Raw genomic sequence first — 23,006 nt, forward strand, 5'->3', positions numbered from 1 at the left:
CCGGGGGGCTCATTTCACAGCTTTCTTCTATCCTCATCTTGCTCTTCATTGACAAGAAGATTGGGACGTTCGACCTCAATATTGCCCAGTCCTACGGCGGCAGAACTGGCGCGCGAGCCATCAAAGACATGCGATTCTTGCGGTACAGGCTGGGCCGCGCCCTCAGGTGCAGGTTCGGCCCAGACAGCGTTAGAGCCGATGGTTGATTCACCCTTTGGTTCTAGCAGTTGCTCTTTATGATAAACCAGGTCCTCTGGATAAAAAGAGGCAAGCTCATATTCCTGCTCCAGCGTAATCGCGCCGGTGGGGCAGGCTGCCTGGCAATAGCCACAGAAGATGCAGCGCAACATGTTAACATCAAAGACCCTGGCGTAGCGCTCGCCGGGGGAGACGCGCTGCTCATCCGTGTTCTCGTCCGCCTCAATATAGATAGCGTCGGCGGGACAGGCACCGGCACAGAGATAGCAGCCGACGCAGCGTTCCAGGCCATTGTCGTAGCGGTGCAGCACATGACGGCCACGGAAACGAGCGGGCAGCTTGCGCTCCTCCTCTGGATAAGAAACGGTGGTAGGCTTACGACCAATATTCTTCAGGGTTGTGGCCATGCCTTTGACGATATCAAAAGACATTACATTCACTCCTTATACCTGTATAGCAGTTGAGTCGGATGCCTCCTCCTGCACAGACTCAGCAGTCTCAGCAGGAAGGGCAGGCTTATCAAAGCTAGCCAGTCGAACCGAGGTAGGCAGAACCAGTACCCCTTTACTCGACTCCTCTTCAAAGCGTGTGCCTTCTTTAATACTCTGGCGACGAATGACAAATAGCATAATAGCGATGACAATCAGTCCGCCAACACCACTGACCACCCAGCTCCAGTGAAGGGCGACCGCGAAGGCAGTGATAATAATGTTGAGAACAGACAAAGGCAAGAGCGCCTGCCAGCCAAAGCGCATCAAGCGATCATAGCGAATGCGCGGCAGGGTCGCACGTAGCCAGATGAACAGAAACAGGAAAAAGGCAACTTTGATAGCAAAGATGACGATCGAGAGCACCGGAATACGATCGGTCAGTCCAAAGAAGCTCCAGCCGCCCAGGAAGAGGGTGGAGGCGATCGAACTAACAGTAATCATATTGATGTACTCGGCCATCTGATAGAGACTCCAGCGCAGACCGCTATATTCAGTCAGGTAGCCAGCCGTCAATTCCTGCTCGGCTTCTGGCAGGTCAAAGGGGGCGCGGTTCACTTCCGCCACACCGGCGATGAGATAGATCACAACGCCAAGCGGCTGGGCAAACAAGAACCAGATGCCCATATCGACCTGGCGATTGACGATATCGACCATGCTCAGGGAGCCCGCCCACATCAACACACCACTCAGTGCCAGACCCAGACTCGTTTCATATGAAACCATTTGAGCGGCACTACGCAGGGCACCCAGCAACGAATAGCGATTGCCAGAGGACCAGCCACCAAGCACGATACCATAGACCGCCAGCGAAGAAATAGCCAGGATCCACAGGATACCGACATTGATATCGCCGATGAAGGGGTCCCAGATACTATGCACATTTGGTTTACCGCTCCAGTTATTACCGATCGGCACCACCGCAAAGGCACAGAGCGCCACCACCACCGAGATCACCGGAGCCACCATGTAGATAGCTTTCTTAGCCTGGGTTGGCACAATCTGTTCTTTAAAAATCATCTTCATCGCATCGGCCACTGGCTGTAGCAATCCCAGTGGGCCAGCACGATTTGGACCCAGGCGGCCCTGAATTTTAGCCACCACACGCCGCTCAATCAGCGTCATGTAGGCAAAGGCGGTCAGAAGGATAAAAATCAGAATAGCACCCTTCACGATCGTCGCCACAATCAGGGCCACAGTCGGATCATTCATGAAATTAAACATGAGCAACCTCCTGCTCCAGCACAATGCGGACGCCCTGAGCTCCCAGATCCTCCCAGGTCAGACCGGCATAAAAAGGATTTTGATCAGCAATTTCCAACAGCACATCGCGCGGACTGGCATAGGTCCAGGTTTCACCCAGAGCAGCAGCCAGCGCCACCAGGATCTCCCAGTCGGCTTTAGCGCCCGGCAGAGGACGCAACGCACGCCGAATTGCCTGCACATGATGGTCCACATTGGTCATGCTACCCTCTTTTTCAGCAAAAGAGACAGCGGGCAGCACTACATCCGCCTGTTGAGCCGTTTCATTCAACAATAGATCCTGTACAACCAGCAGTTCCAGAGAAGATGGCAATTTGCCATCAGGCAAGTGCCGGGCCGGATTGGCTCCCATCACCAGCAAAGCCTTCACCTGCGAACTGCTCAGGATCTCACCGTAAGCCAGGCTCGGCTCATCCACAGGCTGGTAGCCTGGCAAAGCATTGGGTAACAGACCCATATCGCGTGCGCCCAGAGAATTGGCATCCTCGAACAAGGGGCCAACACCAGCACCAGGACGATCCAATTGCTTCGTCAGGACCGCCAGGAGCTGCACATCGGCCGCCAGATCTTCATTACCCGCCGCCAGAGTAGCCATCTCATCATACAGAATAACGGCACCTTTAGCAGTCAATAGCTCATCAGCCAGACTCTGCAGCTGAGTCGTCATCTTCGCCCCGAATGCATCCTCGCCCGCTCGAATCACCTGATCTTCACGCTTAATAATAGAGCGCACATCTTCATGACCACTCAGATCGACAGACGCATTGTTCAGCAACTGCTTCAGCATAACCTTAACGGCCACGCCCTCAGAGCCCTCTGGGACACGCAGCGTCAACGCCGCCAGGCGGTCCAGTTCGGTCTCCGCAGAATTGATAATAAAGATCTTAGCACCATTGCGCAGAGCTTTCTTGATGCGCAGATTTAAGATCGGCTGGCGCTGGTAGGGATCAGAAGCCACCAGCACAACATGCGAAGCTTTCTCGATATCGACAATACTGTTGGTCATCGCCCACGGCTTGCCAGTCAACTGATCACGAGCACCCGGGAAGGCTCCATGATGGTGGTCCACATTCCCCGTACCGATCACCTGGCGCAACAACTTCTGGAAGAGATACGCCTCTTCATTGGTAGTACGCGTCGAGCCGATACCAGCCACCGCCTGCTTACCATGCTGAGCCACAATCTCTTTCAGGCGCGAAGCAATAAACGACAGCGCCTCATCCCAGCTAGCCCGCGTCAACTGACCATTGCGGCGAATGAGAGGTGTGCGCAAACGCTGTGGACTATTGACATAATCAAACTCCCAGCGACCACGATTACACAGCCAACCATCATCGATAGCATCATTATTACGCGACATCAAACGCATCACACGGTCCACGCGACTATCAACCCGTGCATTACAACCAACGCTACAATTGTTGCAGACGCTAGCCGTACGTTTGAGTTCCCAGGGACGTGCCTTAAAACGGTAAGACGAAGCCGTCAACGCACCAACAGGGCAGATCTCGGTTGTATTGCCCGAAAATATCGAATCGAAAGCATGGCCAGGAGCCGTTCCGACCTCCATCCGGTAGCCACGAGAGATCATCACCAGGCCATTATCCATCGAAATTTCGGAGCTAAAACGCGTACAACGCTGGCAGAGAATGCAGCGTTCACGATCCAGCATCACATCATCGCTCACCGGGATCGGCTTCTCATAGTGACGCTTATGCAGATCGAAACGCGTATTGCCGGGTCCATGGCGCAGCGTAAAATCCTGCAGATCGCACTCACCGGCCTTATCGCAGATCGGGCAATCCAAAGGATGGTTCAACAGCAAGAACTCAAGAGTTCCCCGACGCGCCTTCAGCACCTTCTCGGTCTTTGTATGCACCACCATACCTTCAGCCACCGGAGTCGTACAGGAGGTTTGTGGAGGCTTTGGCATCTTCTCAATCTCCACAAAACACATGCGACAGGCGCCCAGAGGCGGCATCTTCTCGTGGTAGCAATAGATAGGAATTTCAATACCCGCCTTTTGAGCAGCCGCCCACACCAGAGTTCCCGGAGGAACTTCTACAGGGATGCCATCAATGGTGAGATGTACAAGCTCTTCTTTTTTCTCTTCTTCTGGCATGTCAGAATTTCCTCTATTCTAGTGTGTTCCAGCAGGCTGAGCCACCTCGGTGGCGTGACTCTTCTTACTACCGGGGCCAGTCATGCAGCAGCCATGTGTAACGTGATATTCAAACTCCTCACGGAACTGGCGAATACCACTGGTAATCGAGCTGGTGGCGGCATCCCCCAGCGGACAAAATGATTTGCCGGCCAGGTTATCGCAAATATCCAGCAACAGGTCCACATCCCTCATCTCGCCATGACCATGTTCCAGTCGCTCAAGAATCTCAGTCAACCAGAAGGTACCCTCACGACAGGGAGTACACTTGCCACAGGACTCATCGCGATAGAACTCGGTCATGCGCAGGATAGCGCCCACAATGCAGGTCGCATCTGAAATCACGATCACACCGCCCGAACCCAGCATCGAGCCAGCCGCCGCGATCGACTCATAATCCAGAGGCGTATCCACTTTATCGGGCGACAGAATAAAGGTCGAAGAACCACCCGGAATAATCGCCTTCAACTGACGATCATCCAGAATGCCGCCGCCATAGCACTCATCATAGATCAAAGTACTCAGCGGAATACCCAGCGGCAACTCATAATTGCCCGGCTTCTTCACCTGTCCGCTCAAGCAGAAGATACGTGTCCCTTTACTCTTCTCCGTACCAAAGGAGGCGTAATATTCGGCGCCACCCTCCACGATCGCTGGAACTGTCGCCAGTGTCTCGCAGTTATTGATGACGGTCGGACCACCATACAGGCCCACCACAGCTGGAAAAGGAGGCTTCAAACGAGGATAGCCACGGCGACCCTCCAGCGACTCCATCAAAGCACTCTCTTCACCACAAATATAAGCGCCCGCGCCACGATGGACAATCACATCCAGGCTAAAGTCGCTGCCCAGAATGTTTTTGCCCAGCAGGCCAGCCGCATAGGCCTCCTCGACGGCCTTCTCAACCTGGCGACCAGCCTTGACCAGCTCGCCGCGTACATAGATAAAGGCGGTATGGACCTTACAAGCATAGCTGGTAATAATGACCCCTTCGACCAGGCGATGTGGGATCTGTTCCATGATCACACGGTCTTTGCAGGTACCCGGTTCGCTTTCGTCGCAGTTGCAGCACAGGTAGCGGGGCTTATCATTTTTGGCTAGAAAGCTCCACTTCATGCCAGTTGGAAAGCCGGCACCTCCGCGTCCACGCAGGCCCGAGGTTTTGATAGCCTCGATCAAGACATCTGGTTGATAGTCGCGGAGCGCTTTCGCCAGAGCCTCGTAGCCGCCATGCTGTCGATAGACGTCGAGTTTATCTATACCAGGGACATCGAGATTTTTAGTAATGATCAGTTCTGGCATATAGTATTACATCCTTTGTGTGGGCTTATGAAAGCGCCCACCTGGCGATTGTCGGTTTGGTTTTTGATCATCTTTTTTCTTTTTCGCGCCGCCTGCAGCGGCGGTTTTATAAGAGAAAAACTTGGTGGGGACACCCCACACCCCGGCAGGAGGACTAACCGTCCTCCTGCACCTCCTGTCTAATCATCAAGAAGCCCCACTACACTTACGGACCCCACTTCTCTTTTTCGTGTTATATACAAACAGGGAACAGATGCGGCAAGCCGTTCCGTCCCTCATTGATGATCGTATTTTGTTGTCTATGAGTGCAAGATCAGGTAGACAGTCCAATGTCGATAACCGCGAGACATTGCATTTTGCTCAATAGAGCATTTATACAGTTTTTGCAATACCAAGTTCTTGATCTAATGCATCGATGAGTGCGTCGGCACTTTCTCGGGTGACATTCTCATAGAATTCGCCATTGACCTGTAAGGCTGGAGCAGAGCTACAGGATGCAATACACTCGACCGTATTCAAGGTATAGTTGCCATCCGGCGTGGTCTCGCCACGCTTAATGCCCAGACGTTGCTCCAGATGCTCGACCAGCGCATCACAGTTGCGCAGATAGCAAGAAATACTTGTACAGACGTTAATAATCTTTTTGCCCTGCGGCCTCTGATAATACATGGTATAGAAAGTAGCGATACTCTCTACATCATCGACGGTCAGGTTGATCGCCTCAGCGACCGCCTGGAGTCCTTCGCTGGTGATATAGCCTTCTTCTTGCTGAGCAATATGTAAGGAAGGCATCACCGCCGAACGAGCCACAGGATAGCGGGAAGCCAGGTCCCGCATACGTTGTTTGGCTTGCTCAGAAATCATCGATCCACTTCTCCTAGCACGATATCGATACTGCCAATGCCGGCCACCACATCCGCCAGGAAACTCCCCTCAAGCATCCGTGGTAGGACCTGCAGATTCGCAAAAGATCCACCGCGCACATGCATACGATAGGGTTTCGGGCCGCCATCACTGACAATATAGAAAGCCAGTTCTCCCTTGGGAGACTCGGTACGCACAAATACTTCACCTTTAGGCGGACGATAGCCCTCGGTAAAGAGCTTAAAGTGGTGGATCAACGCCTCCATACTACCGGTAATCTGCCACTTAGGCGGTGGCGTAATCTTGGGATCATTCACCCGATAAGGACCGGCGGGCAAACCTTCAAGGGCTTGATTGACAATCTTCAGGCTCTGCTCCATCTCAAGCATACGTACCATATAGCGATCGTACACATCGCCATTGGAGCCGACCGGGATATCAAAATCAAACTGCTCATAGCCCGAATACGGGAAAACCTTACGCGTATCCCAGAGCACACCGCTACCACGCAAGACCGGGCCAGTAGCCCCATAGGCCAGCGCATCTTCCTGATTGAGAACACAAATATTTTTCGTGCGCTCAAGCCAGAGCTGGTTATTGGACAACAGATCGTGGTATTCCTGCAAGCGAGCCGGGAAGATCGACGTAAAAGCGCGCACCGTCTTCTCAAACTGCGGAGGAAGATCTGCCTGAAGTCCACCGGGGCAGATAAAGCTGGTCATCATACGCACACCCGAGATCAACTCGAACACATCCAGGATCATCTCGCGCTCGCGGAAACAATAGAGGAACATACTCATCGCGCCCAGATCGAGCGCATGAGTGCCCAGCCAGACCAGGTGGCTCGCAATACGCTGCAACTCAGCCAGAATCACCCGCGTATACTTAATCTTATCGTTAATCTGATCCTCAATACCCAGCAAGCGTTCAACCGACAGCGAATAGGCCAGATTATTATTCAGGGGAGTCAGGTAATCCATGCGATCGGTCAAAACCAGAGCCTGGTGATAGCTCTTTGACTCAGCCGTCTTCTCAATACCAGTATGTAAAAAACCAATATCAGGGACCGCCTTAATAACCGTTTCACCCTCGATCGTCAGGAGCAAACGCAACACACCATGGGTACTGGGATGTTGAGGCCCCATATTAATAGTCATCGTATCGGAACGCTGACCATTCTCTAGCGGTTGGCTATCCTCAATGGTATAGGTATTTTCAATCTCTTGCTGCTTCATAGGTCATCCTTTACGCTTTCCATTCTGGCGCGCTTGTCCATTGGAGGAAAGAGAAGCATCAGAAACCCTGCGGCTAGCATCGGGAGATAAAGTACCAGGCTCCTGAGAAGGATTCACCTGAACGCGACTCTCATTGAGTTCGCGGCCCTCAGGGGTACGCAAAGTTTGCTGATAATACTCGCCCACCCCAGGATCGGTATCATAGGGAACCTGGCCGCCCCAATAAGGTTCGGGCAAATCAAAGCCGGAAAGAGGATAATCCTTTCGCAGCGGATGAGTTGTCCAATCAGGCGGCATCAGTAAGCGACGCAAATCGGGATGATCAGTAAAAATGATGCCAAACAGATCGAAGACCTCGCGCTCGTACCAATTAGCGCCCGGCCAGATGCCAGTCACCGAGGGGACCGCAGGATGATCTTCGCGGCGCAGGCCAACCCGCACCTTCAGGCGCAAAAAGCACCGATGAGGTAAAGAAAGAAGATGATAAACGACATCGAAACGAGGGACGCGTTCCGGCCAATCGACTGCCGTCACAGTTTCCAGGAGATTATACTCTAACTCCTTTTTAAGATGGGCGCACACCTCAACCAGAAACTCTGGTTTCAGCACAATTGTCTGCTCATCCCGAAACTCGACAACTTCCACGATTGCCTGAGGGAACTTACTCTGCACCGTCTCGACCGTCGATGCTGCTGTTATGACCATACTATTAAGCATTCCTTCAACGTGTTTGAACACCAGTATGCCGACACCACTGTCGTAAATTGTAATAAGTCCTCAAAAAAGAGCGAACAGCAAAATGACAGATTAGCCTTCAAGGGAAATGACCAAGCGCCTACACCGCATCCCTTACAACCCTAACCCAAACATCATCGTTCGCTCAGATGTATCCATTATAAAAAGGCAACCCGGGGCATCAATTCAATTCAATCCAATGAAAAGGAAGACAACCCCAATAGAAACGACAAAAACATGTAACTAAGCTTCATCCTGTACAGGGCCAGCTAGCTTCAACCCACTATCCTTCAATGGATCGGGTGGATTAGGAATGCCCTCACGAATCTTGCGCTGCAACTCATTAAAGCCAAAGAGCAGCATATCAGGTGTCGGAGGACAACCAGGAACGAACACATCAACTGGCACAACCTTATCTACTCCCTGAACGATCGCGTAATTATTAAACACGCCGCCACAGGAAGCGCAAGCGCCCATAGAAATGACCCATTTCGGCTCAGGCATCTGATCATAGATCTGGCGCAAAACGGGGGCCATCTTAATGGAACAACGACCAGCCACAATCATCAAATCAGCCTGGCGAGGAGAAGCACGAAAGACTTCAGCCCCAAAGCGCGACATATCAAAACGACTGCCTTGAGCAGACATCATCTCAATAGCGCAACAGGCCAGGCCAAAGGTCACTGGCCAGAGAGAAGAGCTGCGGCCCCAGCCCAGTACCTTACTCACCTGAGTGGTCAGAATACCGAATCCCCCATCCTTTTCATGCATCGGCAAATCATGACGCAAACGGGGCGTTTGAGTATTCGAATATGTTTGTACAGGCTCCCAGGGATTTTTTACTCCCATGTAAATGCTCCCTTCCGCCAAACGTAGACATAACCCACCATCAAAACCACTAAAAAGACAAGTAATTCGATCAATCCGAATAATTGCAATTGATTAAGCAAGATGGCGAGAGGATAAAAAGAAACAATCTCGATATCGAATGCGATAAAGAGCATTCCAGTAAGCAGATACTTCACCGGAAAACGTCGTTTCGGTGCAGCTATCTCTTGAATACCGCATTCATAGGGGGCCAACTTCTCCGGCGTGGGCTTTTTGGGCCCAAGAATAGCGGTGACCGCCATAACAAGGAGGCCGAAGAGGACAGCTATCGCTACATAAATGAAAACGGGGAGTGCTGTTCCCATAGACGCGGGACCCTTCATTTCTAAAAAATATACACGTATAGACACACATTACGAGGTGTCCAAAGTACACTTCCTCATTTGGTATCGTAGCATAGAGGAGGTGATAAAGTCAAACACTAAGGGCATTCAAAGGTGCTCTATATAAAATATGTGTGGAACTCCACCATATAAATATGGTTATATTTTTGCGTATGGAATGCTTCCTTCTCAGGTGCCGCCGTCAGGCGGCACCTGAGAAGGAAGCGAATTTTCGGGGTGACCCCGAACCCCGGCAGGAGGGCCTCGCCGGCCCTCCTGCACCTCCCGCTTTTGGTGCCGAAGGGGGCACTGGGAGAGGAAAGAGAATTTTCGGGGACTTGATCATGCCCCCGGCATGCTCGCCCGAACCCCGGCAGGAGGGCCTCGTCGGCCCTCCTGCACCTCCCGCTTTTGGTGCGTTCCGCACGCAAATGCGACAATAAAAGCGATTCCGTAGGTTCGGCCCTTGCGGCCGATTTTTCCTCCGCTCTCGCAAACGTTCCCTCATTACACAGAATGTTCGCCCATATATCTTCAAAAAGGGGTTATAAATATTGTTGGAAGAGGACGTAGTCGGTGAGTTGGGCGAGAAGGGGGGATCGCTGATTGTCCAGAGGGGAGAGTGTAAAGCTCATGGCTGGTTTCGCCGCACTTAATAATAACCTCGTGTTCACCAATGCCGAAGCTGGCAATCTCATCCCAGGGCAAAAATCTGGCCCCATCTTTAAGGAAAACGCCTGCACGATTGAGAGAAAGAGCGCCAAACGAGATGGTTTCACCAGCGGCATAGAGAGCAAGCTGCGGAGGCTGAGCAAAGGCGGGCGCGGACTCCACCAGCGGCACACGTGCCCGTTTAGTGGCATGCTCGATTACGCCCTTCAAAACCCAGACATTCGGAAGGCCGGACAGGCTAAGCGTAGCCCAGGGCTGATTATCGCCTTGCCGATACAGACTAATGGAGGTTTCATCCAGGCTCAGACACTCATATTCGGACCAGGGCAGCACATATTGGCCCTGCTGCATCGAAAGGCCCGCAGGCGACACCTCAAGAAAACCAAAGGAGAGGGAAGCCTCAGCCTCATATTTCGCCAGCGCCTGTGGCAACAAATGGCGACTCACCTCACGCTCCATAAAACCGCCCAGACGATCCAGGTGGGGGAGATCATTATCCAGCACAAACACGGCCCCATCTGAGCGCTGCAGCCTATAGCAAGTCAGCATTGTCGATCCCTGTTCTAACTTCAAAGTCTTATCCAACTGCACAATATCTTCCCAGCGAATCACATCGCAGCGATAGCGCTGATAGATCAGTCCCTTAGGGCACAGGAAGACACACAGGGAAGGGGTCAACAGGGCGGGAACCAGCATCCAGAAACCGATTAAAAACCAGGCCAGGCCAATCCCCAGAACCATCCATGACTGCCAGAGGGGCCACCAGCTAAAGATCTGATCATAGAAAGTAACATAGGCACCAACGATTAGCGCGCTGACAACAAAGGCCAGAGGGCTCAAAAAAAGCGATAGGCGCGACGAGCTTTGGGGATCGTAGACAATACGAGGAACTCCAAGCTGATATGCATGTGCGCATGCCTGGATCTTTTGAGGTATTTGCTTTTCAGATGTCAGGCGCATAAGTAGGCTCCGTTATCTTCCTTCGTACTAGCGGCGCTTCCATACGTGCCAACAACGTTACTAATTTGAACGAGCAGCAGTATTAAGAATTAATACGTGATCATAACGGCTCTCTAATATATTTAACAGTTATTATATATCAAAATGTGGTAATCGGAGGCAAGGAGGAGATCATGTCCCCGACATGCTCGTCATGCCCCCGGCATGCTCGTCCGAACCTATGAGCATCATTTTCCGTGAATGGGAAACCTTTTGGGCATACAATTCATATGTGTTTATTTATTTATATCGTTCGGCAGGGGGGAATCAATAGGTTGGGGTAATGACAGGTGTTAGTAGACCACGATGCTGGTGTTCCAGTTTGTGTTGTAGTAGAGCCAGGTGGCTTCGGCGGGCGTCAGATTAACACAGCCATGGCTACCGCTACCGGATGAGTGTTCGTCACCACTATCGTCGTGGTGAGGGAACTCGGTGTCTGGTCCATAGTTGACGCGCCACCAACTGTCATGGATAAAGTAGCCGCCATCGTGGAAGAGGATGGCATGTTGAATGACGGTATTGGGATACCATAAAGGTGAGGTGGGTGGATCACTGGATTTGAAAATTGTTGGCGACAGACGGTTCAACACCGTCCAGACGCCAGGAGGAGATGGGCGCTCAGGGCGGCCCGTAGTAACCAGGAATGAACGCACCAGCTGACCATTCTGATAGAGGCGCAGACTCTGCTTGCACAAAGAAATCACGATCACCTGTCCTTGCATCAACTGATAATGGTGCAAGGCCTGCATATCGGCATTATGGACCTGATTGTAAGGGGTTGGATCATCATAATCCATCTCCATCAGTTGATGGTTAAAAAGCAAGGTTCTAGCGGTGTCGAGGGCCGCTTGCAGATCATCCAAGGTAGTAGCCTGGCTGAGCAAGTTCTCCGCATCCAGACCGAAATTATTGTTCAGATAACTGACATCAACGGCATAGCTATTGCCATCATAGCCATCGTAGTAGAGATGGCTGAAGCTCCAGGAATCCACATCTTGATGAAACTGACGCACCGCCTCGTGGGCCTCTTCCCGCAGAGCATCGGCCTTAACAGCAAAAGTATCGTGATCAACCCGCTGCAAAAAGTGCTGGAAGCTTAACACATTCATAGGAGAAGCCGCCTGCTTCTGATAGATGGTCAACCGCTCTTGATAGGGGGTTGGATCTAAATGGGCGTCCGGCAGTTGCTGAATGCCCTGGGTCAACTCTTGCAGATGTATAGAGATCACAGTGGGCATAGCCTGTATTAAAACAACGGTCGCCTGTTGAGACTGAGCGTGCAGCAGGCCATCCAATAGATGTAAACTAGCCACACTGCTAGATTTCTGAAAAAGTTGCTGATCATTTTGATAAGCCGACTGGAGAGAGAGAGAAAATGTGTTTAGCTGTGCCTGCTGCGCCAGGGCCAGCAAATTATGCAAAGCCGACAGGCGACTGGAGGTAGCTTCCAGAGCATGGAGATCGTAAGCAACCTGCTGCAGGCCTTTATGTACCTGTACATAATCACCAAAGTTCTGAGCATGCATCAACGAGTCTTGAAGCTGGCTCAAGCGGGAGGAAAAAGTCCACCCCGGCAAACCAGCTTTTTGATCCTTGACCGACAAATCTCGGACAGATTGCAACTCTTGCTGCACCTGAGCATGGAACCGCTGGGTATTAACCGCGATCAGTCCACGTAACTGTGTATGCAAGAGAAGGTAGCGCCGGGCCAGGGCAAGATAATAATCATCCACCGGCCGATTGCTGAAGAAGCTAAAAGGAGGCTGAGAAGAACGCAACGAGGTATACTGCGTCAGAATCGGCTGTAATACATCAGCCGTAAAACCAAATTGACGGGCGCTATGGAGAAGCTGGCTAAAACGCTGCTCATTCTCCATAGCCTGTTGCCGTACCTGTGCATCACCCGCGCAAGAGCTTGTCGTAAGAAGTGACACCGATAACACAAGAACAACTACCAACCGCCCCCACCGAGAGTGTCCAAACACAGGATACGACTCCCCCATCAATGCTACCTCTTTCCGCCGCGAGACTTCGCTTTCTGCTTGCGCTTCTCCTTGCGCATTGCCTTTCCAGTCTTCTTACCACCAACAGACTTACCACCGCCAGGCAAAGCTGGCATAGATGGCATACCAGGGATACCGCCGCCGCCGCTATACTGGCGAGCCAGTTGCGCCCAGGGACCCTTACCGGAGCTCATCTGTCGGATCATCGTACGCATCTCATTAAACTGGTCCAACAGCTGATTGACTTCCTGAACCGTCGTACCGCTACCGCGAGCCACACGTTTACGGCGACTACCATTCATAATATCGGGATTGCGCCGCTCCTCTTTAGTCATCGAAAGGATCATAGCCTCAACATACTTCAGCTGATCCCCCTCAAGGGCCTCTTCCATCTCCGGCATCGAAGCCAGCTTATTAAAACCCGGGAGCATCTCCATCACACTGCGCAATGGTCCCATGCGCTTCAACTGGCGCATCGAATTCAAGAAATCCTCCAGGTCAAATTTGCCCTGCTGCAACTTCTGCTGTGCCTTAAGCGCCTCTTCCTGATCGATGCTCTCCTGAGCACGCTCGATCAAAGAAATAACGTCACCCATTCCTAGTATACGCGAGGCCAAGCGATCTGGATAGAAAGGCTCTAATGCGTCGGTTTTCTCACCAACGCCCATAAACTTCACCGGGACGCCAGTAACGGTACGAATCGAGAGGGCCGCACCACCACGAGCATCACCATCCATTTTGGTCAGGATCATACCCGTCAAAGAAACGGCCTTATTAAAATCATCGGCCACTCGCACCGCTTCTTGACCCGTCATAGCATCGGCGACCAACAAGACCTCACGAGGGCGCACACGCTGACGAATACTCATAACCTCAGACATCATGCGCTCATCGATATTCAAGCGACCAGCGGTATCCAGAATCACCACTGAGCAAGCCTGCTCACGGGCAAAATCCAGCGAATTCACACAGATATTCACCGGATCGGCCCCCATCGGCTCTGAATAGACCGGGATCGACAACTGGCGACCCAGAGACTTCAGCTGATTAACAGCCGCCGGACGATACATATCAGCAGCAACCATCAAAGGACGCTGACCCTGCTTACGCAAGTAATTAGCCAGTTTGGCAGCCGAAGTCGTTTTACCAGAACCCTGCAAACCAACCAGCATAATAATCTGCGGAGGAGCTCCTCCTAGATCCAATTTATTATTGCCATCCTCGCCACCCAGAACCTCAACCAGCTCTTCATTGACAATCGAAAGCACCTGCTGAGCAGGCGAGAGGCTACCCATCACATCCGCGCCAATAGCCTTCTCTTTGACACGATCGACGAATTGACGTGCCACTTTCAGGTTAACGTCAGCTTCGATGAGCGCCAGTCTGACCTCACGCAGTGCTGCGTTTACATCCTCCTCGGTCAACTTACCCTGTCCACCGAGATTATTAAATATGCCTTCAAGACGTTTAGATAAGTTCTCAAACATTGCCATATTGGTGCTCTTTTCCTCTTTCCGCCAAGCGAACGTGCCAATTTGGCACCCATTATATCACTTTGTGTTGTTGGATGAAATCAGATGCTCAATCGTATTACGCTTAGTTCCTGCATAGATAGCCAGCTTTCTTTTATTTTAACACAAATCATATCAGCAAAGTTGATACAAGCACACTCAAACTTCTTGCTAAGTCGAACTCAAATATGCTATATTAATGGCAGAAAAAGGCACATAGACCACGAAAAGAAGCCTGGAGGTATCCTATGAAGATAGAACGCTTTACAGATAAAGCCCGCGAAGCCGTCCAGGAGGCGGCAAGAAACGCAAGGGAACACAACAATAGTCAGGTTGAACCAGAGCATCTGCTCGACGCGCTACTCCGGCAAGAAGATGGCGTAGTCCAGCGAATTATCCAAAAAGCTGGCGGAAACATTATAGCCGCCCAGAAGAGCATCGAAAACGACATTGCCAGCCTGCCCAAAGTATATGGTGGCAGTGAACCGGGCATAGCGTCTCAACTACGAAAAGTACTGGAGAATGCCTGGCAAGAGATGGGTACCTTTAAAGACGAATATCTCAGCGTGGAACATCTCTTACTGGCTCTTTTCGGCAGCGACGGAGCCGTCCAGAAGGCCCTGAAAACTGCTGGACTCACGCGCGAAATCGTGCTCAGCGCCCTGACCTCCATTCGAGGATCGCAGCGCGTCACCGATCAAAATCCAGAGGGCAAATACCAGACCCTCGAAAAATACGGCCGCAACCTGACCGAACTGGCCCGGCAAGGCAAGCTCGATCCCGTCATTGGTCGAGACGAAGAGATTCGACGCGTCATCCAGGTACTCAGCCGACGCACAAAAAACAATCCAGTACTTATTGGTGAACCAGGGGTAGGTAAAACCGCCATCGTCGAAGGCCTGGCCCAACGCATCGTGCGCGGAGACATCCCCAAATCGCTGGCCGAAAAACAGGTCGTCACGCTAGATTTAGGAGCCCTGGTCGCCGGAGCCAAATTTCGCGGCGAATTCGAAGAACGCCTCACAGCGGTCCTCAAAGAGGTCACCAGCGCCGCCGGAGGAATCGTCCTCTTCATCGACGAACTACACACCCTGGTTGGAGCAGGCGCAGCGGAAGGCGCAATGGACGCCTCCAACATGCTTAAGCCCATGCTAGCCCGTGGTGAACTCCACTGTATCGGCGCCACCACCCTGAACGAATATCGCAAATACATCGAGAAAGACGCCGCCCTGGAACGGCGCTTTCAGCCAGTGATCGTCGACCAGCCCAACGTAGAAGACACTATCAGTATTCTACGCGGTATCAAGCCACGTTACGAGGTCCATCACGGCGTCAGAATTCAGGACAGCGCCCTGGTCGCGGCCGCCGTACTCTCTAACCGCTATATCAGCGACCGATTTCTACCCGACAAAGCCATCGACCTGGTAGACGAAGCCGCCAGCTTGCGTCGCGTCGAGCTAGACAGCACACCCAGCGAAATGGACACCCTCGATCGGCGCCTGCGCCAGCTACAGGTCGAGCACGAGGCGCTCAAAAAAGAGAGCGACGTCGCCAGCAAAGAACGGTACGAAAAAGTAGGGCGCGAGATTGTCAACCTGCAAGAGCAACTGGACGCCATGCGCCTCGCCCTGGATAACGAACGCGCACCAGTTGAAGAGCTACGCAAGCTCAAGCAACAACTAGAAGAGGCGCAAATCCAGTATGAAAAAGCCGAGCGTGCCTACGACTATGAAGAAATGGCCCGCCTGCGCTACAGCCGCATCCAGGTACTGGAGCAACAGATCGCCGAGCAAGAAGCCAGGCTTGCCAACCCGCAAAGTGATCGCATGCTCAAAGAAGAAGTAGACGCCGAAGACATCGCCGAAATCATCTCCAAATGGACCCACATACCGGTGTCCAGAATGATGGAAGCCGAGATCCAGAAGCTGCTACACATAGAAGAGCGCCTGCGCGAGCGCGTCGTCGGGCAAGACAACGCCCTGAACACCGTCGCAGACGCCATTCGCCGCTCACGAGCCGGGCTACAAGATCCCAACCGACCCTTAGCCAGTTTCCTCTTCCTGGGACCCACCGGAGTCGGCAAAACGGAACTGGCCCGAGCCCTGGCCGAATTTCTCTTTGACAGCGAGCAAGCCATAGTACGCATCGACATGTCAGAGTATATGGAAAAGCACAACGTCTCGCGCCTGATCGGAGCGCCTCCTGGATATGTCGGCTACGACGAAGGCGGTCAGCTCACAGAAGCCGTACGCCGGCATCCCTACAGCGTCATCCTGCTCGACGAAATCGAGAAAGCGGCTCCCGAAGTCTTCAACGTCTTACTGCAACTGCTAGACGACGGCAGGCTCACAGATGGACAGGGAAGGATCGTCGATTTCAAAAATACCGTAATTATCATGACCAGCAACATTGGAGACCGTTGGCTACACCATTATACTGACCAGAACGAAGAAAAAATGCAACAAGATATCCGTCAGAGACTGCGTGAAGAAGGGTTCAGGCCAGAGTTCATCAACCGCATAGACGAAATCATTGTCTTCCATCCAGTAAGCAAAGAGATGGTCAAAGAAATCGTCGACATCCAGCTCAACCGCATCCGGCCACGGCTAGAGGATCGGCACATCAGCCTGCGCTTGAGCGAAGCTGCCAAAGACTATCTGGCAGAAGAAGGCTATGATGCAAACTTTGGAGCCCGCCCACTCAAACGCATCATCCAGAAGGAGATAGAAAACCGCATCGCCAGAGCCATCCTGGACGGCAGCGTTCACGAAGGCTCAGAAATAGACATTGATAGTGTTAACGGCACATTAGTGCTAAATGTCAAGCAACATGCAGCTTAATGTTCAGTTTATACAGAAAAAGCACAACTACAAAGAAATATACATCTATCTACAATATGGTGTATATTAATATAATAGAAAGCGACGACACATGTTGCGGCTCCATGTTTGTGAAAAAGCTAGTTCACGGACCGTGACAAGCTAAATGGCGTCGATTGGAGTACAGAAAGTGAAACTCTACGTCGGGAAGCTGCCCTATCGGACAACTAACCAGGATTTAAACGATCTCTTTGGCCAATATGGCCAGGTAGTCTCAGCCACGATCATCATGGATCGCGAGACTGGACGCAGCAAAGGATTTGGCTTTGTAGAAATGAGTAGCGATGAAGAAGCTCAAAACGCGATGAGCCAACTCAATAATTCCAGTCTGGAAGGTCGTACAATTGTTGTAAACGAGGCACAAGAAAAGCGCGATACGCGCGGTGGCGGCGGCTTCCAACGACGTGATACACGTGGTGGCGGCGGTAGTGGATATCGCGATCGTCGCTATTAGCGAGTCTACAATTCCCATAATCATGGGAATTGTAGACCCTTTGCGGACGCGCGCATGCGCGTCCTCACCTTTTTTATTTAGTGGTACAAAAAGTGCGTACTTTTTGTACCACTAAGCTGCCAACTGTACCGCCGTGTCATGGCCGATAGGGCGGAACAGTTAGTGGAAGCCAGAACAGAGTTCAGACGGCGTTCAGACAATTATACATAACAACAAAGCTAGCTACGATCAAAGAATTCCTCGCGGCTGGCGGAATCGGGTTGATGTGTCTGCTGGATCGCAGCCAGATAAGGATCAGAAGCAGCCAACAATTGATTAGCCTCATAGGCCAGAGCCCGATAATTGATATGGCCGCCCGGACGCACACGCTGCGTCGTCAGATACAGAGCCTGCTTGGGATCGCCATGCATCCAGAGATCCACCTGGTGGGCCAGCGGCAACAGATTCAGCATAAAAGCATAATCAATGCGTTCCCCATAAGTGGCCGCCACTCTATCAAGAAAGGTCTGTAACTGCTGATAATACGCCGCCAGATCCTGTTCAAAAGCAAGTTTATGTTCGGCAAACTCAGGAACCTCTGAAAGATAGAGCGGCAAACCAAAGCCACGCGAAAGAATCTGCACCACAGTATCCCGACTAACACGCTCACCAAAGACCAGCGGCAAAGGAAAGAAACGTCCCCAGGCCCGGTGACGATTAAAATCGCGCAGCTCGCCCAGGAAACTCTCAATAGCCAGCGTCATCGTCGTCGTACGCGCAAAGCCAGGCAGCTCGCGATAATTATTATGTTCGGCAAACATAAGCTGGCTCAACGCCTGCTTGACTTCTGGTGTCTGATTATGAACCCAGGAAAGCAAAGCCGAACGCTCCAGGCCAGGCCAGAGCAACAAAGCATACTCGGCCAGCAACCGCTCACCAGGAGTCCACTCCGAGCCGAACAAACGTACATGCTGCTCAACACATTGAGGAGGAGTCCGTTGGATCGGCACCACCTGGAGCAGATCCGTCTGCTCCGCCAGAAAGCGCCGCAAAGCCTGCAAATTTGTATTGACCGTAGAAAGCGGATAGGTATGGCGAATCAGGCCGGGAGCCTCAGCCTTATAATGCAAGGCAGCCTCTTCCTCAGCGCTCGGAGCCAGCAGCCGCTCAATCTGATCCGCCACGCGATGATAATAAGTAATCGGAGCAGCTTTCAACTCAGCAATGATACGCGACCAATCGCGGGCCGACGTCTCAAAAGACATGCCGCTCCACTGCCCAAATAACAAGAAATAGCGCACACAATCCAGCACCCGAGAAGTAAGAGCCCCCTTCTGGTCAGGCCTGCTGGTATCGGCCTGATAATACTGAGTAAAGGCCGCCACCAGACGCTCCCGATGGCGAGAAAACAAAGATAAAGATAGGGAACCAAACGCCTGATATTCTTCCTCAAGAGTGGCGATCTCCGCGGCGGGAAAATCGGCGGGCAAATAGTTACGAAGCTGATGCAAAACAGCCTTTCCAAAGCGAGGTTGATAGCGCGTTGACTTCTCCTGACCAGAATTGAGCGATCCCTCATTAAATAACGCCAGGCACAGATGCATCGGAATCTTACCCATATCCACAGCCAGGCGAGCCATATCCCCAACCGAAGCATGGCCATAGCCACGGAACATCTCCTCAATCTTCTGATCGGGATCCACCCCTTTCTGACCCATTTCACGCAAGATCTCCCAGGGCAAGCCAGCAGCCCGCGACTGCCGGGCACCTGCCCAGGCCCGATGGGCAGCCGTACGCAGCTCGGGATTAGCAACCGTAGTCGTCACCACAGTCCCTGTCTCCAGATCTTCCAGGCAGATCAAGCGCAACCCGGTCACGTCCGGAGCATAAGTAAACCAACGATAGGACCCGGAAATATACTCGTTCTCTGGCACCAATTCAGTATCTTCACTCTTCTTATGCACTTGTGTCATAGGCTCCCCTTGCGAAAGAAATAGCTTCGCACATTCCAACTGACAAATCTAACGAGAGCCATGTTACCACTTCCAGGCAAACTCCAAAAGCAGGAAAAATGGGTGTGGTCTGCGACCGAATCTGGAGCTGATCCGTACTACTAGTGAATAATTGAGCTTAAAAGCGGTTCCGCCAGGGGCGAACGGGCGCATGCGCGCCCGCACTGTTTTTTATGATGTGATGCAGAAAACTTTTTGAGCATCTGCGATGTATCGAAGAAATTTCTAGTGTTTTGCAATACATGCGCTATGCGCATGTATTGCAAAACACTAGAAAAAAGAGGATGGGGGCGTCGCGCCCCCAGATTCGCGAGCGACGAGAGGCTCCAAGAGGAGCCATGGGGAGTTATTTTTATGTCCTGGGCATCATTAGCAGAACGCATAGAGCAATTACCACTTATTTTAGCCGGGCCTATTGTTAGAAGGGTAGAATCCACGCAGGTAACGGTCTGGTTAGCGCTAAAAGAGGCACGCAATGTAACCCTATGCATCTATGCTAGAGATGAGCACGCTCAACTGCAAGAACAGGCGCGAGGAACACACAGGACCATCCGTATAGGGGATAATCTACACTTGGTAGCAGTAACCGCCAGAGTATCCAGGGAAGCCACCAAATTGGCCTGGGGAGAACTATATTATTACAACCTCTACTTTGGCGACGAAGAACAGTCAACAGCGGAAATGGCGCACCTGGGCACGCCTGGCATCCTTACGGCAGATATCAATGAGGCAGAGCCGCTACAGAGCATTGTTTATCCAGGACAGCCATTGCCAGGTTTTCTGGTACCGGCCGAGGATGTACACGACCTGCGCATCATCCATGGCTCCTGCCGGAAGCCGCATGGAACAGGCAAAGAAACATTATCAGCAGTCGATAGTCTGATCGCCAATGCCTGCCAGCAGAACGGTACGGCACGACCACAACAACTCTACATGACTGGAGATCAGATCTACGCCGACGATGTCGCCACGCCCCTGCTACACACACTGACAGATGCCGGACATATCCTGCTGGCAGGAAACCAGAAAGAGATCCTACCAGGATCACAGCTACCCGCAGATAAATTTTTGCCCAGGATGCGCAAAAACGTTATTCTCAATCAAGCCAGATTTACTACGGGTCATGCAGATAACCACTTAATCTCCTTTGCCGAATACATCGCTATGTATCTATTTAGCTGGTCCGACGTACTCTGGCCCAAAGAAATGCTCAGCGTCGAAGCATTCTGGGCCTGGCTCTATCCGGGTGTACATGCCGAAAGCGTCAGCCAGGAAAAAGAACAAACGCACTATCGAGAAGAACTGCAACAACTAGCAAGCTTCCATAGCACACTACCCAAAGTCAGAAGGGCCCTGGCCAACATCGCCACCTACATGATCTGCGACGACCACGACGTCACCGACGACTGGTTTTTGGACGAAAACTGGTGTCAGCATGTGTTACAAAAGCCGCTGGGACGGCGCATCATCCGCAACGGCCTACTCGCCTATGCCCTCTGCCAGGCCTGGGGAAACACGCCAGAACAATTTGCCGAGCCGAATGGTGCTGCCTTACTGGCAGCCGTCGACAGTTGGAGAGGAGACGAAAACACAAAACAGGCAGAGATCATCGCCACAACAATCGGCATGCCCAACCGCCACTTCAGTGGGAAAGGCTCACTACAACGCTCAGAGCAAGCCTTACGCTGGCACTACAGTTACGAGGGGCCCAACTACCAGCTAATCGTGATGGATACGCGCACCCAGCGCCACTATTGCACCCCCAAAGACTTTCCGGGGCTACTCTCAGAGGAGGCCATGCGGACTCAGATAGAACAGATCGAATGCGAAGATGCTGAAGTCACCCTGATCATCTCAGCCACGCCCGTCATAGGTGTCGACTTCGTAGAAACCGTGCAATTCTGGAGCCGCTGGCGCGTCACCGACAACTACGCCTTCGACCGCGAAGCCTGGGCCCTCGAATGGGGGACCTTCCAGAGCTTTTTACGCACCCTGAGCAACCTCAAGCGTGTCGTCTTCCTATCCGGGGATGTACACTACGCCTTTGGGTCCAGCCTGGAATACTGGGATATTCAGACCAGACAAAGCGCCAAATTCATTAACTTCACCTCCAGCCCTTACTGCAACGAAGGTTCGGGCGCACAAATCTCCGTGCTGGCCGTTGGCTATCCTCGTCTACGCTCACTACTACGCGGAGGAAAAGAGCCCCGGCTAGACTTCTTCGTCTGGGATATTCTCGGACACGACCACCATACCCTCAACTACCTGCTCGCCACGATCAGAAAGCAACTCTTCCGCTTCTGGTGGTCCGTACCGCGCCTGATAGCAGCCCAGCGCTCTCCCAGCGAAATCGTCATGCCCGCCTGGGGATGGGTCAAAGGCGCATTTGACAATATTCCACCCAGTCGCAGCTATCGTATACGCTACCTGACCAACGACCTGAAACGGGAGAGCAAGGACGAACACCGCCCACACATCAATCTGACGCGTTTCACATTGCGACCGCTACGTGCCGCGCTCGGAGGCATCAACATTCTGCAAATACTCAACCGCCGCATCCAGGGCAAACTACGAGCCCGCACAGCACCTCAAATAGAGCCAAACGCAAACTCAGCCAAAGAAAACCTGTTAGAAGAAGTCATCGAGCAAAGCGAAAAAATCGAGCGCAAATTGGAACGGCCACGCAGCGGATTGATGAACGCCGTCCTCAACTATAACCAGTGGCTCAGCCGCTGGAAGGCAGGCAACCTGATTGTGGGTTATAACAACATCAGCGAAATCAGCTTCCACTGGAACAACGAAAAAAAAGAAGTCACACAGAAGCTATGGTGGTACAATCCCGATAATGCAGAACAATTGCTAGCGGCCGAATACGCCGACACATTGGAGCTGCCGCGCCCCGGCGACGAGCCGCCGCTGCCATAGACTTTAAGGACTTTTCCGTATTTTCCTTCCTTTCGGGAAACAATTAACATAAACAGGAAGGTAGTAGCGCTACCTTCCTGTAAAATCCTCACAACTTTCTCACAACTTTCTCACA

The 23,006-nt window shown here is 52.1% G+C and carries 15 protein-coding genes and 1 pseudogene; 3 read left to right on the forward strand and 13 right to left on the reverse strand.

Translation table 11 applies throughout. The features are described 5' to 3' along the window. Positions 1-14 precede the first annotated feature (14 nt). The 12 genes and pseudogenes from nuoI to ffh form a co-directional block, all read right to left on the reverse strand. On the reverse strand, positions 15-629 hold the full coding sequence (nuoI, locus tag JMI88_RS17005; protein ID WP_201363128.1) for an NADH-quinone oxidoreductase subunit NuoI: 615 nt from the start codon (positions 627-629) through the stop codon (positions 15-17). 12 nt (positions 630-641) lie between these two features. Next, positions 642-1,910, reverse strand: coding sequence for an NADH-quinone oxidoreductase subunit NuoH (gene nuoH / locus JMI88_RS17010; protein ID WP_201363129.1), 1,269 nt, complete (start codon positions 1,908-1,910; stop codon positions 642-644). Beyond that, positions 1,903-4,071 carry an NADH-quinone oxidoreductase subunit NuoG gene (gene nuoG, locus JMI88_RS17015; RefSeq protein WP_201363130.1) on the reverse strand — a complete coding sequence of 723 codons (2,169 nt, stop codon included), beginning with the start codon at positions 4,069-4,071 and terminating at the stop codon, positions 1,903-1,905. Before nuoG ends, nuoH begins: the two co-directional genes overlap by 8 nt. An 18-nt stretch (positions 4,072-4,089) precedes the next feature. Then, complete coding sequence (gene nuoF, locus JMI88_RS17020) at positions 4,090-5,412, reverse strand: NADH-quinone oxidoreductase subunit NuoF (RefSeq protein WP_201363131.1); 1,323 nt, start codon at positions 5,410-5,412, stop codon at positions 4,090-4,092. 372 nt (positions 5,413-5,784) lie between these two features. Further along, a complete protein-coding gene (gene nuoE, locus JMI88_RS17025) occupies positions 5,785-6,276 on the reverse strand; it encodes an NADH-quinone oxidoreductase subunit NuoE (RefSeq protein ID WP_201363132.1) in 492 nt (163 codons plus the stop codon). Next, positions 6,273-7,433: an NADH dehydrogenase (quinone) subunit D gene (nuoD, locus tag JMI88_RS17030; RefSeq protein ID WP_373323881.1), complete on the reverse strand. Its 1,161-nt coding sequence runs from the start codon at positions 7,431-7,433 to the stop codon at positions 6,273-6,275. The genes nuoE and nuoD overlap by 4 nt, the downstream gene beginning before the upstream one ends. 294 nt (positions 7,434-7,727) lie before the next feature. Continuing rightward, positions 7,728-8,216: pseudogene (locus JMI88_RS17035) on the reverse strand (NADH-quinone oxidoreductase subunit C); the annotation flags it as partial. A gap of 273 nt (positions 8,217-8,489) precedes the next feature. Beyond that, positions 8,490-9,017, reverse strand: a complete 528-nt coding sequence (locus tag JMI88_RS17040) for an NADH-quinone oxidoreductase subunit B (protein WP_201363310.1) — start codon at positions 9,015-9,017, stop codon at positions 8,490-8,492. 68 nt (positions 9,018-9,085) lie between these two features. Continuing rightward, positions 9,086-9,439, reverse strand: a complete 354-nt coding sequence (locus JMI88_RS17045) for an NADH-quinone oxidoreductase subunit A (RefSeq protein WP_201363135.1) — start codon at positions 9,437-9,439, stop codon at positions 9,086-9,088. Between the two features lie 552 nt (positions 9,440-9,991). Beyond that, positions 9,992-11,089 carry a DUF6585 family protein gene (locus JMI88_RS17050; RefSeq protein WP_201363136.1) on the reverse strand — a complete coding sequence of 366 codons (1,098 nt, stop codon included), beginning with the start codon at positions 11,087-11,089 and terminating at the stop codon, positions 9,992-9,994. 332 nt (positions 11,090-11,421) lie between these two features. Beyond that, positions 11,422-13,113, reverse strand: a complete 1,692-nt coding sequence (locus tag JMI88_RS17055; protein WP_201363137.1) for a L,D-transpeptidase — start codon at positions 13,111-13,113, stop codon at positions 11,422-11,424. A gap of 23 nt (positions 13,114-13,136) precedes the next feature. Then, positions 13,137-14,618, reverse strand: coding sequence for a signal recognition particle protein (gene ffh, locus JMI88_RS17060; protein ID WP_373323882.1), 1,482 nt, complete (start codon positions 14,616-14,618; stop codon positions 13,137-13,139). 272 nt (positions 14,619-14,890) lie between these two features. Here ffh and clpB point away from each other — a divergent pair, with 272 nt between their 5' ends. Further along, positions 14,891-17,482, forward strand: a complete 2,592-nt coding sequence (gene clpB / locus JMI88_RS17065; protein WP_201363139.1) for an ATP-dependent chaperone ClpB — start codon at positions 14,891-14,893, stop codon at positions 17,480-17,482. A gap of 169 nt (positions 17,483-17,651) precedes the next feature. Then, positions 17,652-17,975, forward strand: coding sequence for an RNA-binding regulator (gene rbp, locus JMI88_RS17070; RefSeq protein ID WP_201363140.1), 324 nt, complete (start codon positions 17,652-17,654; stop codon positions 17,973-17,975). Between the two features lie 218 nt (positions 17,976-18,193). Here rbp and JMI88_RS17075 read toward each other — a convergent pair whose 3' ends face one another. Next, entirely contained in the window at positions 18,194-19,927 is a 1,734-nt protein-coding gene (locus JMI88_RS17075; protein ID WP_201363141.1) for a hypothetical protein, read from the reverse strand. Between the two features lie 393 nt (positions 19,928-20,320). Between JMI88_RS17075 and JMI88_RS17080 the strand changes: the two genes are divergently transcribed. Further along, positions 20,321-22,891 carry a metallophosphoesterase family protein gene (locus JMI88_RS17080; protein WP_201363142.1) on the forward strand — a complete coding sequence of 857 codons (2,571 nt, stop codon included), beginning with the start codon at positions 20,321-20,323 and terminating at the stop codon, positions 22,889-22,891. The last annotated feature ends 115 nt before the right edge of the window (positions 22,892-23,006 follow it).

The organism is Dictyobacter formicarum, from assembly GCF_016587435.1.